9 protein-coding genes are annotated in these 15,408 nt (G+C 64.9%); 4 read left to right on the top strand and 5 right to left on the bottom strand.

The annotated features are described in order from the left end of the window. Positions 1-32 precede the first annotated feature (32 nt). From glnA to OIK40_RS05475, 3 genes are all read left to right on the top strand, one after another. A complete protein-coding gene (gene glnA / locus OIK40_RS05485) occupies positions 33-1,442 on the top strand; it encodes a type I glutamate--ammonia ligase (RefSeq protein WP_273676870.1) in 1,410 nt (469 codons plus the stop codon). Positions 1,443-1,582: 140 nt separating this feature from the next. Continuing rightward, positions 1,583-2,542, top strand: coding sequence for a calcium/sodium antiporter (locus OIK40_RS05480; RefSeq protein ID WP_273676869.1), 960 nt, complete (start codon positions 1,583-1,585; stop codon positions 2,540-2,542). Positions 2,543-2,672: 130 nt separating this feature from the next. Then, complete coding sequence (locus OIK40_RS05475; protein ID WP_273676867.1) at positions 2,673-6,071, top strand: autotransporter domain-containing protein; 3,399 nt, start codon at positions 2,673-2,675, stop codon at positions 6,069-6,071. A 75-nt stretch (positions 6,072-6,146) separates the two neighbouring features. Here the strand turns inward: OIK40_RS05475 and OIK40_RS05470 are convergent, their stop codons facing one another. Continuing rightward, positions 6,147-6,803 (bottom strand): hypothetical protein, encoded by a 657-nt coding sequence (locus OIK40_RS05470; RefSeq protein ID WP_273676866.1) that lies wholly within the window; start codon positions 6,801-6,803, stop codon positions 6,147-6,149. After that, positions 6,800-7,006, bottom strand: coding sequence for a helix-turn-helix transcriptional regulator (locus OIK40_RS05465; RefSeq protein WP_273676989.1), 207 nt, complete (start codon positions 7,004-7,006; stop codon positions 6,800-6,802). Before OIK40_RS05465 ends, OIK40_RS05470 begins: the two co-directional genes overlap by 4 nt. 238 nt (positions 7,007-7,244) lie before the next feature. Here OIK40_RS05465 and OIK40_RS05460 point away from each other — a divergent pair, with 238 nt between their 5' ends. After that, the gene (locus OIK40_RS05460) at positions 7,245-7,853 is read left to right on the top strand and encodes a lysozyme (protein WP_273676864.1); all 609 of its coding nucleotides are present in this window, start codon (positions 7,245-7,247) and stop codon (positions 7,851-7,853) included. On the opposite strand, the gene OIK40_RS05455 is transcribed toward OIK40_RS05460, so the two are convergent. From OIK40_RS05455 to OIK40_RS05445, 3 genes are read right to left on the bottom strand one after another with little or no spacing between them, the layout of a single operon-like run. After that, positions 7,847-12,097: a translocation/assembly module TamB domain-containing protein gene (locus OIK40_RS05455; protein ID WP_273676863.1), complete on the bottom strand. Its 4,251-nt coding sequence runs from the start codon at positions 12,095-12,097 to the stop codon at positions 7,847-7,849. The two genes, OIK40_RS05460 and OIK40_RS05455, sit on opposite strands and share 7 nt — an antisense overlap. Then, positions 12,097-14,364 carry a BamA/TamA family outer membrane protein gene (locus OIK40_RS05450; RefSeq protein WP_273676861.1) on the bottom strand — a complete coding sequence of 756 codons (2,268 nt, stop codon included), beginning with the start codon at positions 14,362-14,364 and terminating at the stop codon, positions 12,097-12,099. The genes OIK40_RS05455 and OIK40_RS05450 overlap by 1 nt, the downstream gene beginning before the upstream one ends. Before the next feature lie 43 nt (positions 14,365-14,407). Beyond that, entirely contained in the window at positions 14,408-15,253 is an 846-nt protein-coding gene (locus tag OIK40_RS05445) for an arginyltransferase (protein WP_273676859.1), read from the bottom strand. Between the last annotated feature and the right edge of the window lie 155 nt (positions 15,254-15,408).

Here is a 15,408-nt window from a genome sequence, read left to right as displayed (position 1 = left end):
GCCGGCCAACACAACTCGGAGGCACTGAACAAATGTCGAAAGCAAAAGACGTCCTGAAGCTGATCAAGGACGAGGAAATCGAGTGGGTGGACCTGCGCTTCACCGATCCGAAGGGCAAGTGGCAGCACCTCACCATGGTCGCCAGCGTCATGGGCGAGGACGAGCTTGAAGACGGTCTGATGTTCGACGGTTCGTCGATTGCCGGCTGGAAGGTCATCAACGAATCCGACATGATCCTGAAGCCCGACCTGTCGGAAACCTGGGTCGATCCGTTCAGCGCCTCGCCGATGCTGATCATCAACTGCGACATCGTCGAACCTTCGACCGGCGACTGGTATGCCCGTGACCCGCGCACCACCGCCAAGCGCGCCGAAGCCTACCTCAAGTCGACCGGCCTCGGCGACACCGTCTATGTCGGCCCCGAAGCCGAATTCTTCATGTTCGACGATGTGCGCTTCGAAGACGGCTATTCGGGCTCGGGCTTCGCAATCGACGATATCGAACTGCCGACCAACACCGGCAAGGAATACGAAACCGGCAACATGGGCCACCGCCCGCGCGCCAAGGGCGGTTACTTCCCGGTCGCGCCGGTCGATAGCGCCGTCGACATCCGGGCCGAGATGGTTTCGACCATGCTCGAAATGGGCCTGCCCTGCGACAAGCACCACCACGAAGTCGCCGCTGCCCAGCACGAACTGGGCCTGACCTTCGGCACGCTGGTGCAGACCGCAGACCGCATGCAGATCTACAAGTATGTCGTGCACCAGGTCGCCCATGCCTATGGCAAGACCGCGACCTTCATGCCCAAGCCGATCAAGGCCGATAACGGCTCGGGCATGCACACCCACATGTCGATCTGGAAGGACGGCAAGCCGATGTTCGCGGGCAACGAATATGCCGGCCTGTCGGAAATGTGCCTGTACTACATCGGCGGCGTCATCAAGCACGCCAAGGCGCTCAATGCCTTCACCAACCCGACCACCAACAGCTACAAGCGTCTGGTGCCGGGCTTCGAAGCACCGGTGCTGCTGGCCTATTCGGCCCGCAACCGCTCGGCCTCGTGCCGCATCCCTTACGGTGCGGGTGAGAAGGCAAAGCGCGTCGAATTCCGTTTCCCCGATGCGATGGCCAACCCCTACCTCGCCTATTCGGCGCTGCTGATGGCGGGTCTCGACGGGATCGAGAACAAGATCCACCCGGGCGAGGCGATGGACAAGAACCTCTACGATCTGCCGCCGGCCGAACTCGCCGAAGTGCCGACCGTTTGCGGTTCGCTCCGCGAGGCGCTCGACAGCCTGGCCGCCGATCACGAGTTCCTGCTCAAGGGCGACGTGTTCACCAAGGACCAGATTGAAGCCTATTGCGAGCTCAAGTGGGAAGAGGTGATCCGCACCGAAACCACGCCGTGCCCGGTCGAATTCGACATGTACTATTCGATGTAATCCCGTCGATACGGAACGCATCGCACCAAACAACAGGGGCCGTCCGGGAAACCGGGCGGCCCCTTGTTTGTTCAAGGGTGAGACTTCACCGCCCCCCTTCCCCGCGCTAGGGCGCCCGACAAAGTGATGCGGAAAGATCCATGACCACTGCCATCCTGCTTGTTCTCGGAGGCCTCGCCCTGCTCGCGCTTGGCGGCGAATTGCTGGTGCGCGGCGCGGTCGGCATGGCGGCGCGGCTGGGGATCTCCCCATTGCTTGCCGGGCTCACCATCGTCGGTTTCGGCACGTCGATGCCCGAACTGGCGACAAGCGTGCAGGCGGCCCTTGGAGGATCGCCGGGGATCGCGCTGGGCAATGTGGTCGGCTCGAACATTGCCAACATGCTGCTGATTCTTGGGGTGTCGGCCGTGGTGGCCCCGCTTGCCGTCAATCCCGCCTCGTTCAAACGCGATTCGATCGCCATGGGCGGGGCCACGCTACTCGCCGCCGGAGCAGTGCTGCTCGGGGTCATCGGGCTCGTGCCCGGCCTCATCCTCGTTACAGCGCTGGCGGGGTATATCTGGTGGGCCTATCGCTCGGAAGCCGCTTCGCATGATGCCGAGGCGGAGCGGCACGAGCACGAGGCGGCGGATCGTCCCGTGCCCCCCGATACCGGCCCTGTGGTGCTTGGCGGGATGATCATCGCCGGGCTTGCAGCCGCGATTTTCGGCGCGGGATTGCTGGTCGACGGCGCAACCGTGCTGGCAAGCGCGGCCGGCGTATCGGAAAGCGTGATCGGCCTGACCGTGGTGGCGATCGGAACTTCTCTGCCCGAACTGATCGCCTGCGTCATCGCAGTGATCCGTAAGCACGGCGACGTCGCGCTCGGAAACGTGGTGGGCTCCAATATCTACAATCTGTGCGGCATCCTTGGTCTGACTGCGATGATCCGTCCGATCGCGGTGCCTGCCGAAATTGCCCGGATCGATATATGGGTGCTGCTCGGCGTGACGGCGCTGCTGATCGTGCAACTGCGCAGCGGCTGGCGGCTGTCGCGGATCGAGGGTGTGCTGCTGCTGGTGCTTTATGTTGTCTACACCGCCTTCCTGGCGTTGCGGTGAGGCTATTGAGCAACGATCAACAAGCATCGGACACATATAGACTTTTTTGCAATTTTCCCGCCTGCGCAACGCGTTACACAATCTCATCAGATCGCCTGCCTGCGATCAATGCGAAGCAAAAGGGTCCCCCATGAAAATCTCCCAATTCTGCCGTTGCGGCCTTCTTGCCGGGTCGGCAACCATGGCGCTGGCATTTGCAGCGGCGGCCACCCCGGCCCACGCCGTCGTCCCGAACGAAACGAGCGATTCCGAAGAGATCGTCGATGAGGAAGGCGTGTTCGACGGCGTCGGCATGATCGTCACCAACCGCGTTGGAACGGGCGGCATCGGCATCTGCACCGGCACGCTGATCAACCCGCGCACCGTGCTGTTTGCCGCGCATTGCGTGAACGATATTCCGGATACCGATTACGACGGCGAAAACTTCCGCGCCGCGGTCGGTTTCAATGTCGATGCTTTCCCCGGCATCCTCAACTGGTTCGGCACCGGCCAGAGCAATCCGTTGCTCAAGGTCTTCAACATCAACCGCATCTTCTACGATGAGCGCTCGCTGCAGAACCCGCAGGCGCTGGGCTTCATCGAGGCGGACATCGCGCTAGCCAGCCTCGACACTCCGGCAGCGGGTATTCCGATGTGGGCGATGCTGTTCAGCACTCTGCCCGCTCCGGAAGCGATCGATACGGTCAACGGCACCGGTTATCACGTCAACATTGTCGGCTATGGCGGCACCGGCAATGCCATTCAGGGCGCGGTCGAGGGGATCGATTTCCGTCGCCGCGCAGCCGAAAACATGCTCGGCGGTTTCATGTCGCTCGACGATCGTAACGCGGTGCTGTTCGGCCCGGCGGCACCGTTCCTGCCGCAGAACCTCTATCAGCTCGACTTCGATTCGCAGGAACGCGACGTTGTGTTCGACATCAACGTTCATCGCGACGATGCCCTGCCCAACGAAGGCATCACCGCGGGCGGCGATTCGGGCGGCCCGCTGATTCTCGACGCAGCCAACAATGCGATCACCGACGAAGACCTGATCATCGGCGTGCTGTCGGGCGGGTCGCGCTTTTTCGGCAGTCAGCCGTTCAGCTCGATCGGCGCCACCAGCTTCTACCAGCCGCTATCGCTTTACTGGCAGTATATCGTCGAAACCAACCCCTACCGCTATGTCGGGGCGAAGGCCGGTGACGGCAACTGGGAAGACGCGAACCACTGGGAAACGCTGCTCGACCCGATGTACCGCGTGATCAATGCCGACGGTCAGATCGTGAACGCGCTGCCGACCACGCCGGAACTGGGTCTGAACGGCACCGAAGGCGATTTCGGTGCAGTTTGCATTGAATTCGAAAGCCCGGGCGACTTCTGCACTGATGTCGCCACCGGAATCACCGAAGGCACCTTTGTCCCGCCGACGGTCAGCACCGGCGGAGAGGGCGCCCTTCAGGCCGATTTGCAGAACAACCGCGCCGAGCTTGACCTGACACTGGCCAACGGGGGCGAGAACATCGCCATGCCGGCGAGCTTCAATCTTGCCAGCGCGAGCGCCGCGGGCGGTTCCTCGCCGGCGCTGCTCGAAACCTCGCAGGAGCAGGAGCAGGCGCAGAACGGCATCGCCACCCTGCCCGCGCCGACGCTTGCCAACGGCCTGCCGGGTGCGACCGGATTCGTGCCGAACAATATCGATCCGGTCGTCAGCGCCGATCCGGACGTGAATGTGCTGCCGCGCTATTTCGACGTGACCCTCAGCCAGAACGGCACCACCACGCTTTCCAGCGCGGTGACGATCGACAAGCTGACGATCCGCGGCAATGCGGGTCTGACCATTGGCGCCGATGGCGATCTTACCTCGCTGATCGATATCAGCCAGTTCGGCGGGATTACCACGGTCAACGGCGCGCTGACCTCGGTCGGCGACTACACGTTGTTCGCGGGCATGCTCGGCGGTACGGGAACGGTGACCGCGCCGTTCCTGACCAGCATCACCGGCGTATTCTCGCCCGGCACGATGGGCACCACCGGCACACTGACGATCGACGGCAATGTGGTGATGTCATCGGGCAGCACCTTCCTTGCCGACATCACCGGCAGCGGCGCGTCGGACCTGATCGCGGTGACCGGCATTGCCAATGTCGGCGGGGTCGTCGGCCTCGGCACCACGGGGCTTACCCAGCAGGTCAACGGTAATGGCGTGCAGTACACCATCCTCACCGCCGATGGCGGGGTGACGGGTGCCTTCACCGAAACCAGCCTGTCGGCGATCCTCAGCCAGTCGTTCATCTATCAGGAAAACGCCGTGCTGATGGAAATCGAAGCGGCGAGCTACGCCTCGGTGATCGATCCCAATGATCCGGCGCAGGACGCCTATGCCCAGCTGTTCGACCAGAACCGGCCGAACGCCGCGCTGGCGGGCCTATACGGGCTCGACTTTGCCGCCGTGGACACCATCCGCAGCACCTTCAGGGGGCTGGCACCGGTGAACGAACAGGCGGTTCGCTCAATCGCGGGGCAGACCGTCAACCTGCTGCAGAACTTCAACGATGCGCGCATGCGCGAAGCCGATCGCAGCCGGGCCGGCGGCAAGATTGCGGTCACCGGCGCGCCGCTCAACGTGGTGCAGGCCGGACTTTCGCCCTTCGGCCAGCCGATCAGCATGGGCGCGATGGCGTTGCAGAGCGGTGCCGATGAAACCGAGATGAGCGATGCCAACCTGCCGGAGGACGTTGCGATCTTCCTGTCGGGCGGTTTCGTGCGCGGCGATGTCGATTCGCTCCCCGGCTTTGCGCAGGAGACCGATATCGAGGGCCTGTTCGTGTCGGGCGGGGTCGAATTCTACCCGGGTGAAGAAACCATGCTCGGTCTCGCCGGGTACTTCAACTCGCTCGATGCCGACACGCCGCGTGGCCAGCAGGTCGCCAGCGAAACCTATGCCGTCTCGCTCTACATGCGCCACAAGTTCACCGATGGTCCGGTCGTCGACGGGCAGTTCAGCATGGGCAGCATGGGCTTCGACACCACCCGCACGGTGCAGTTCCTCGGCACCCCGCAGACCCTGACGTCGTCGACCGACGATCTGCTGGTCTCTGGGGCATTGGGCCTGTCCTATGATCTCGACACCGGGATCGGCACGATCTCGCCGGGCATCGAAGGGCGCTATGCCAGCGTCGATCTGGGCGTGGTGCGCGAAGATGGCGGCATCACCGCTCTGGCGATCGAGCGAGACAGCTTCACCAGCGCCCAGGCGCGCTTCGGCTTCGACTATGAAAAGCAGTCGAAAATGGTGCAGATCAACGCCAATGCCCAGCTGGTGTGGGAATTCGAGGACGGCCCGCAGCTGCTCGCAGCAAACTTCGCGTCGGGCATTGGCCCCAACGCCAATTTCGTGCTCGACACTGCGGATCACACCTGGGTGGAAGTGGGCGTGTCGGCCAATGTCGGTGACGGCCCGTTCCAGATGGGCCTTGGCTTCGATACCACCATCGGCCGCGACAGTGCCGAAGCCCGCGTGTTCCGCGCTTCGGCCACCTACCGGTTCTGATCTTCCGTACCGGAAACAGGAAAGGGGGCGTCCGCGACCGGCGGGCGCCCCATTCGCTTTGCATGCTGCTGGCGGTTACTTGATGGTCAGCATTCCGCGCCGCCCGATCACAATAACGCTCGCCACCAGCACCAACACATAGAATGCCGTCAGCAGATCGAGCGGCTGCGGCCCGGCAACAAAGCCGAGATGGCCCAGCATCGCCCACATTCCTACCACCAGCAGAACCAGTCCGTAGGTCAGCGCTCCGGCTTCGAGATTGACCATCAGCATAAGCTCGTCCGAGATCCGGTAGACAATGACAGATAGCAGAGAACCGATCACCAGCCCGCCCGCACCGATCACCAGCGCGATGCTTTGCGGCAACGGGCCATCAGGTGCGGCAAGCGCCAGCGCCAGCAGCGCCGCGCCCCACAGCAGCATCGCCGCACCCGAATAGAGCAGCATCTGCCTCTGCTCGCGCAATTCGTCGGCATCCTCGACATTGAGGAAGCGTGCGCCCAGCCCCGGATTGACGGTGCCGAACAGAATTCCAAGCGCGATTACGACATAGAGCACACCCACCAGCGCAGCGATCGTCGGTGACGCGCCGAGCCCGCCGACCGCATCGCTGTCGATAAAGCGCATCATCCCGAAACTGGCGGCAAAACCCGCCACCCCGCCGATCAGCATCGGAATCACCAGCTTGCGCAGCCATGGGGTTGCAGGGGAGGATTCGTTTTCGGTCATCATGCTTCGGGCTCCCAGTGATCGATAAACAGTTCCGGCACCGCCACGCCGAACAGCCGCGACATGCGCAGCGCCAGCGGCAATGACGGATCATACTTGTCGGTTTCGACCGCGTTGATCGTCTGGCGCGATACGCCGAGCCGCCGGGCCAGTTCGCCCTGGCTCCAGCCTTCGGCCTCGCGAAAATGTTTTACACGGTTTTCCAGAATCTTACTCGTCTGTATTCAGTGTCGTGAAGGCGACAGGCACCTTCCCGAGCAGCCCGAGCGACGACTGCCTGCGACCCGGACCTGACAAGAGTTCTTTACTGTAAAGAGCTCTTGTCAGTCAAGAGCTCTTGTCAGGTCATGGCAACGCCGGCCTGTTTTCCCGTTTTCCTACTTGGCCAATCTGTGTCTAATCATCGCGCCTCCTTTCCTGCATCCTGCCTCGAGGTGGCCCATCATGCTGCACCAATCCACTGCCCCGCTGATCGCATTAATCCGTCGCCTGACCGGTCAGGCCGATTGGTCGGCACCCGATGTGCCTTTGCCTGCTGCCCCCGTCTGCCAATCCGATCTTCCTTCCCCGCAGACGATCGGCGCGGCGGGAATCGCTCTCATCAAGCGCTTCGAAGGCTGTGCACGGCTGCGAAATGACGGGATGGTGGAGGCCTATCCCGATCCCGGCACCGGGGCAGAGCCGTGGACCATCGGCTGGGGCGCCACCGGAAAAGATCATGTCCATGGTGGCCGGATCGGACCGAACACGGTCTGGTCGCAGCATGACTGCGACACACGATTGGCCGAAGATCTTGCGCGCTATGCCTCGGACGTCGTCCGCGCGATCGGCGATGCGCCCACCACGCAGGCCCAGTTCGACGCGCTGGTCAGCTTCCATTACAACACCGGAGCGATCGCCCGGGCCACGCTAACCGCGCGCCACCGCGCAGGCGACCGGGAAGGTGCCGCACGCGAGTTTGCCCGGTGGAACCGCGCCGGTGGCCGGGTGCTCAAAGGCCTCGTCCGCCGCCGCGCCGCCGAGGCGGAGCTGTATCTGTCGGTGCCTCAGTAATCCCGGCTAACTTCCACCAGCACACTGTCGCGTCCGATGGTCGATACCGTACCGAGCAGCGCCAGCCAGCTGGTGATCCGGTATTCGATCGTCGTCGCGCTGTATCCCTGCCCGTCGGTCACCAGTTCGACATAGGCACGGCGCGTGATGTTCTTGCCGAGTGCCACGCCGGTCTCGCGTCCGATCAGCGGATCAGCCCCGACAATGCGCAACTGGTCCAACCCGATCGAGCGGCGCAGTTCGCCGATCGGATCAAGTCCGCTGCCGCCGCCCTGAAGCGAAGCGAGCGCGGCGGCCAGTTGCAGGGCATCGGTCGCCGAAAGCGAGGTGACCGAACCGCCGAACAGCAGCCGGGCGAGGATCTCCTCCTCGGGCAGCGCCGGGTCGGACGAGAAGGCGATGCTGGGCGACTGGGCATTGCCGGTGATCGCGATATCGACATTGGTGCCCGAGCGAGAAGTCTCGGCCAGAATGTCGAGCCGCGGGTCAATCGGTTCGTTCTCGTCGAACAATATCCGCCCGCGGGTCAGTTCGAACCGTGTGCCGGCAAAGGTGTAATCGCCTCGCACCAGCCGCGCAGTGCCGCCGATGCGCGGATCATTCACCGTGCCGCGCAGCGCGATGTCGATGCCCCATTCGCTTTCCAGCCCCATCCCTTCGACCGTGACCCGGCTGGGCGCCGAGGCATTGACGAGATAGCGCCACGCCGTATCGCGCGCCGAAACCTGTTGCCGGGCGCGGCCGTCTTCGCCGTTGATCTCTCGGGTGGCGATCTGCGGCAGCGCGACATCCTCTGCCGCCACGCCAAGCTCCCAGCGCGCACGGTCGATCTTCACGCGCCCGGCGATCGTTCCGCCAAGGCCGTTGGAAACGATCCGCAACGGGCCGGTAATTGTCGCTTCCAGCCCGTTGGCATCGAGCAGCCGAGCGCCATTCACTGCCGCCTTGAGATCAATCCCGGGGCCGCGGGTCGCACTCATCCCTGCAAGATCAACGATGCCGCTGCCGGTCACCGTGCCTCCGCCCGCAGTGGAGCCGGCAAAGCGGGTGAGCTGGAGCCGCGATCCGGCAAAGGTGCCACGCGCGCGAACCTTTTCGATGCGGGTGCCCGTCAGCCCGCTGGAAACCGTTAGGTCCTCGGTAGCGAGCGTACCGGTGATGCGCGGATCGGCCAGCGTACCGGTCGCACGGGCGGCGATGGTCACCGGTCCGGTCAGGTCGAACGCTTCGACCGCAGCGAGACGCCACAATGTCTCGGCCGCGCCTTCGAACATCAACCGCCCTTGCAGCCGCCCGCCCAGCAGCCGCCGGCCCAGATCGGTCTCGTCAGGGAAGTCGGTGATGCGCAAGGCAATGTCGCCCAGTCGCTGCTCGCCCTCGGTCAGCCGTCCCGCGGCGGTCAGGCGCTGGTCATCGAGATCAATCACGCCCAGCACACCCACCGGCCGCGACGACAGCACCAGTCCCGAACGGCTGAAATTGTCGATCTTCACCCGTGCCTTCGCGGTGGGCGCGGCATTGCCTGTCCGCCGGTAGTCGATAATGCCCGACAGTCTGCCGCCAAGGCCAAGGTCCGCCCCGGCAAGATCAAGCAGCCGCAGCGGCATCCGCGCGAGCTTGATCTCCAGCGCGGTCTCCTCGCCGCCCAGCGCGCCTTCGACCAGGGCATAGCCTCTGGCAAAGCCGATCTGCGTTTGCGCCAGCTGCCAGCCGCCGCCATCCTGCGCGGTAAGGACGGCGCGGCGCGGCATGGTGATCTGCGATCCGCCATATTGCCCGCGTGCCACAGCGGCGATTCGCGAGGGCGCAACATCGGCATCGAAGCTGAGAGCGAAACGGTCCGCCCGCTTCCCGGCAATCCCGCCCGTAACCTTGCCCCGTCCATTGGCGATATCGGCGTTGGCAGTAAGGCTGGCGAGGTAGAGCGCGCCATATTCGAAACCCGACGTGCTGATATCGGCATCGACGCGCGTATCGCCCTTGGCATAGCGCCCGGTGGCAGCGATTGTCGCACGGTCGATACTGATCGGCACGGCACCGCCAAACGCGGCGTTGCGGGCTTTCAGATCGACGGCAAATCCAATCGCATCACCGCTTTGCGGGCGTAGGGACAAGGTCCCGTCGAGCCCGCCGCCCGCCAGTGCGAGGTCACCCGAAACACCGTCCTCACCCAGCACCAACCCGCCACTGACGCGGGTGCGATAGATGTTGAGCCGATCGACCGCGATACGGGTCGGCCCGGATTCGGGCAGGACAAGGCCGAGCGCGCCATCGAACGGACCGAGCAGCGAACCGCCCGACACGTCGAGCGCGAAGCCCTCGTCAGCCGGGGCAAGCGCGATGCGCACATCCTCCAGTCCGGCCGCCGGATAGGGGTCTGCCAGCACCAGCACAGCCCGCGGTCCGTCCGTTGCGAACTCGGCATCAATCGTGAACGGCCCATAATCCGCCTGCCGCCCGCTGCCCGAAAGGGTGGTACGGGCGCCGGCGCTACCCGGCACGACCTTGCTGTCCAGCCGCGCCTCGATCCGCTCGCCGGTGATGGCCACGTCGCGCAGCACCAGTGGCTGATCCGCTCCGACCCCCAGCGCGCCGGCAAAGCGGATTTCATCGCCCGCCAGATTGACGATGGTGGCATTGCCGATTTTGTCCAGCACCCCGGCGAGGTTCGCGCGAAGGCTCCACGGCACCGAAGGGCCGAACTTGGCAAGGATCTTGGCGGTCGCCGTCACCTCGCCCGCACCATCAACCGCCAGCCCGCGCGCGCTTACCGGTCCGGCCAGCGCATAGGCCCCGGCGGGAATGTCCCCGCGCAAAGCAAGGGTCGCCGCAAGGCCGGGAAAGGCGATCTGTGCGGCATCGGCAGAAAGCGTCTGGCGTTGGGAATCATAGACGAGCGTTCCGGTCACCCTGCCCTGGACGAGGCGCGGATCGGCTTGCGGGTTGCCGGTTGTCACGCGCGCAGCGGTCAGCGCCAAGGGCACCGAAAGCTTCGTTCCATCGAAACGGGCCAGCCCTTCCTGCACCAGCTGTTCCGCTTCCACGCCGCTAGCTTCGAGCCGTCCGACCGTAAGCCGATGTTCGATCCCGAGATCGCGGAACGCGCCGGTGACGTCGGCGGCAAGGCGAGCATCCTCGAAGCGCCAGCCCGCGCCCAGCAAATCGGGGTCGCGCAGTACCACGCTGGTGCGCGCGCCTTCGACCCGATTATCGGCGAGATCCACCACCCCTGCCGCACGCAGATCAAGCGCCTGCGTGACCACCGCGCTGCGCCCTTCGACAACGCTGTCATCGAGCGTGAAGCTGGCGGCGAGCGCGACCTGCGGCCCGAGCGCGCGGGCAAGCACACCCTCGCCTGCCAGTTGCGGGCGCAAGCGACCCAGAATGCCGATCATGCCGGCTTCATTGGTGATCCGGAATGCCGCCACCGCTGGCGCGCCAGAATCTGCCGCCCCTGTGGCGGTCAACCGGCGTGCCACCGCCGTACCGCGCCAGCGTTGCCAGGTGCCGTCCCCGGCAAGGTGCGCGGTATAGCCGGCCTCGAACCCGGCAAGGCCGGCCAGCACGCCATCGACCGGCGCGCGGTAATCGGCCGCCAGATCGAAACGATCGCCGTCGGGCTCGGCATCAAGCAGCACGGCGATCCTGTCGCCCGCACCCAGTTGGGCCTTGGCATCAATCAGCGCGCGGCCTTTGCGGATATCGATGCGGGCCTGAAGGTCTGCCTTTTCGTCGCGCGCCGTCGCCACCCCCTTGGCGATCACCAGATCCTCGATCGCGAACTTGTCCACCCGGATGTCGAAATCGGGTAGCAACGGCGCATCGGGATCACCGGGGAGCAGTGTGGGCAACCGCTCCAGCCGCCCGCGCCGCGCGATAACCTCGCGGATGTCGAGCCCGCTCCACAGCCAGCCCAGCGGACGCCAGTCGAGTGCGACTTCGGGGATGGTCAGGAACACGCCCTCGGGATCGCTCACCCGCACATCGCGCAAGCGCGCCTTGCCGAACACATCGCCCTCGATCCGTCCCACCGCGAACCGCAGGCCCGAGGCCGGAGCCACGGCAGCGATCTGATCGGCGATGAAGCGCTTGCCGATCGGGGTCGCGAAGAAGCCCGCGACCAGCACCAGCGGCGCAATCAGCAGCGCCAGCGCCCAGCCGAGCCGTTTGGCCCAGCGGCGCTTGGCCCGCGCCGGCGGGCTGTGATCGAGCTCTTCGGGCTGGAGATCGTCGGCAGAACTCATCAGAACGCCTGCCCCAGACTGACATAGACCACCACCGGGCTGTCGAACGGGCCCGGATTGAGCGGTGTCGCCACATCGACACGGATCGGGCCGAACGTGGTCTTGTAACGCACCCCGATCCCCGCGCCGTAGCTGATAAAACGGAAATCGGGCGTGCTGCCAAGGCTGACCGTCCCGGCATCGAAGAATGGCACCACTTCCACCGCGCCGTCGAACAGCGGCGTTTCTATCCGCGCTTCGAGCGAGACTTCGACCAGCGAGGCCCCGCCGGTCGGCTCGCCGCGATCATTCTGCGGGCCGACGCCCTGAAAGCCGTAACCACGCACCGATCCGCCGCCGCCCGAATAGAGCCGCCGCGATGGGGCGACTTCGAAGAAGCGTGCGCCTTGAATGGTCGCGGCACGCACCCGGCCCGCCAGCACGGCGGAGCCCAGCGACTTGTAGGCGCTCGCATCGGCTTGGGCGCGCAGATAGAAGGTCTCGTTGCCCTGCGAACGCGACACTTCGGGCGCGAGGAATAGTGTGGCACGATATCCTGTCGTCGGATCGAGAAGATCGTCGCTTTCATCGAGCGTCAGGCTGCCGAACAGGCTGCCGATGAGGTAGGTTTGGCGCGGCAGATCGATCGCAAAGCCGCGCACGCGGCGATTGCGCTCGTCGGTGTAAAGCACCTCGCCGCCGAGCTGCCAGCTGATCGGCTTCTGGAACAGGATATTCGACACCTTCTCGAAGGTGGTACGCACCCCGATCGTGCGGGAATCGACGGCCAGCGTCTGGATGTCGCTGGCGAAGATGTCCGCCGTCAGCACCTGATCGCGCCCGCGGAAATTGTTACGGCGCACGCCGATGCTGCCAAGCGCTTCGCGCGTGCCGATGGTGCCGCGCAGTCGCAATGCACCTTCAGGCGGGAACAGGTTGCGGTGTTCCCATCGCCCTTCGACCTTGAAACCGTCCTCGGTGCCGTAACCGATGGCGCCGGCAATGGTCCGGACTGGCGCGCGCTCGAACGCAACATCGAGCGCAACCTCGCCCGGCTCTCCTGCGGACGGCGGAGCGATTTCGCGCGGGGTAACCGTGACGCTCGACACCAGTCCGGTGGCGATGATTGCGCGGCGCAGGTCGGTCTCGAGGCTCTGCCGGTAGACGTCGCCGGGTTCGAAGCGGGCAATGCGGGACAGGTGGCGGCTGGACAGGAATGCCGGATCCCCGCTCACCACGCCGCCAAACGCATATTTGCCGCCCGGCTCGACAGCCAGCGACAGATCGCCTTCGGCTCTTGCGTGGTCGATCAGCAGTTCGGGTTCCGCCAGTTTGGCGAAGGGATAGCCGGTCTCGCCAAGCGCGACCCGCAGTTCGATCCCGCGGTCTTCGAACCGGTCGGCATAAAGCGGATCGCCTGGCTGGATCGCGAATGCGGCCAGCAGCCGCTCTGCGTCCTCCCCCGACATCCGCGACAACGGGCCGAGATCGACCCGCCCCACGCTGTAGCGCGTCCCGGGCAACAGATCGAACCGCACACTCGGTTCGCCGGCGATGTCGCCGGCGGTTTGATCGCCGTTTTCGCGCTCGCGCCTGCCACCCGACAGCTGGCGCACAACCTCGCCCGAATAATAGCCATAGGTGCGCAGCATGTTGTCCAGCAGTTCGGCATCGGCGCGGGCGCGCGCACCGATTTGCTGCACGCTGCTCTGGTCGCCTTCGAGCTGGCGCAGGGTTGAAAGCTCGCGGAAGCGGGCAATGAATTCGCGGCGTTCGGGAAAGGCCCCTTCGGCAGCGGGGAAGCCCAGCACGAGCGTATCGTCGATGCGTACGTCTGCAAGCTCGGGCAGGTCGCCCAGCACCGGAGCCGCGATGCTGGCGAGCGATTCGACTTCGGGATCGGGCTCCAGCGGTTCGGGCATGTCGACCGCAAAATCGGCAAAGGCCGCATCGAGCGCGGGCTGGAGGCCGGGCGGCGGCGGCGGCAGAAGATCGGCGAGTTCCTGCGATATCGGATCGTCAAGGACGCCTGGTTCCGCACTTGCTTCGCCTGACACCTCACCCGCGTCGACGCTACCAGCAGCGGCCCAGGCTTCAGGATCGTCGACGGCCTCGGGCGGGATCAGATCGTCGAGCGTGCGCGGCACCGGTGCAGGTTCGGGAAGCGGCATTTCCTGCGGTTGCTGCGACGGCTCCGGATCGGTCGCGGCGATCGGCGCAGGATCATTCGCCTGAGCAGGCTGCACCTGCTCGGCCTGCGCAGCCAGCGCCGCTCCGGTATGACTCAAGCCAATCGCAACAGCGATGCCGCAAAGCAGGAATGAGCGAGACCTAGCTTCCCGGAAATTTGACGGGCTGGCCATCCTTGCCTCGGGCGCCGGCCAGCGACGCGTCCTGCGGCTGGCGCGGCGCGGTGGCCGCGGCGATCAGCCGATGCTGTTCTTCCGGATCCATCGGCTGCCAGCCTTCGCGGGTCAGCCGCTCCATCGGGCGGTAACGGACCTTGTACTGCATCCGGGGGCTACCTTCGACCCAATAGCCCAGATAGACATAGGGCAGCCCTTCGGCCGCCGCGCGGCGGATGTGATCCAGGATAATAAAATTGCCGAGACCCACGCGGTCCGCATGATCGGGTTCGTAGAAGGAATAGATCATCGACAGGCCATCGCCCTGCCGGTCGGTCAGGCAGGCCCCCACCAGACGTCCGGGCCGACCACCCGCACCAAGTTCGCGATATTCGGTCACCACACTGTTGACGGGCGTGTGTTCGATCATGTCGGCATAATCGAGCTCGTCCATTGCCGCCATGCCGCCATCCGGGTGCCGCCGACCGAGATAGCGTGCCAGCAGGTCGAACTGTTCGTCGGTCGCCCACGGACGGCATTCGGTCACGATCAGATCGCTGTTGCGCTTCAGATCACGCTTCTGGCTCGGCGAGGGCCGGAATTCGCCCGCCACCACCCGCACCGAAACACAGGCCTGACAATCAAGACAGGAAGGGCGATAGGCCACCGTCTGGCTGCGCCGGAACCCGATCCTGCCAAGCGCTTCATTGAGCTGGTCTGCGTGCGGGCCCTTGAGTTCGGTAAACACCTTCCGCTCGCTCCGGCCCGGCAGATAGGGGCAGGGCGCCGGGCTGGTCACGAAGAATCTCGGGAAGCGGATCGGTGCCGTCACGGGCGGGCTATATCCTCTTGGCGTGAATCGCGGTGGCAATTGTTACCGAAAGGTTATGCCTGCACGCGGCCCGCGGTAAAAGTCCCTTAACCATGAAACGATGCGAATAATCGCGCAATGTGCACAAACGCACGCCAGTCTAAGGGGGAAAAGGC

Source organism: Erythrobacter fulvus (genome assembly GCF_028595285.1).
Classification (GTDB): Bacteria; Pseudomonadota; Alphaproteobacteria; order Sphingomonadales; family Sphingomonadaceae; genus Erythrobacter; species Erythrobacter fulvus.
This window is presented reverse-complemented; position numbering and strand designations above follow the sequence as displayed.

Bases quoted from the DNA above. Each gene is read 5' to 3' on its own strand.
- OIK40_RS05470 (WP_273676866.1), bottom strand. From the start codon at position 6,803: ATGATGACCGAAAACGAATCCTCCCCTGCAACCCCATGGCTGCGCAAG.
- OIK40_RS05480 (WP_273676869.1), top strand. From the start codon at position 1,583: ATGACCACTGCCATCCTGCTTGTTCTCGGAGGCCTCGCCCTGCTCGCG.
- OIK40_RS05460 (WP_273676864.1), top strand. From the start codon at position 7,245: ATGCTGCACCAATCCACTGCCCCGCTGATCGCATTAATCCGTCGCCTG.
- OIK40_RS05455 (WP_273676863.1), bottom strand. From the start codon at position 12,097: ATGAGTTCTGCCGACGATCTCCAGCCCGAAGAGCTCGATCACAGCCCG.
- OIK40_RS05475 (WP_273676867.1), top strand. From the start codon at position 2,673: ATGAAAATCTCCCAATTCTGCCGTTGCGGCCTTCTTGCCGGGTCGGCA.
- glnA (WP_273676870.1), top strand. From the start codon at position 33: ATGTCGAAAGCAAAAGACGTCCTGAAGCTGATCAAGGACGAGGAAATC.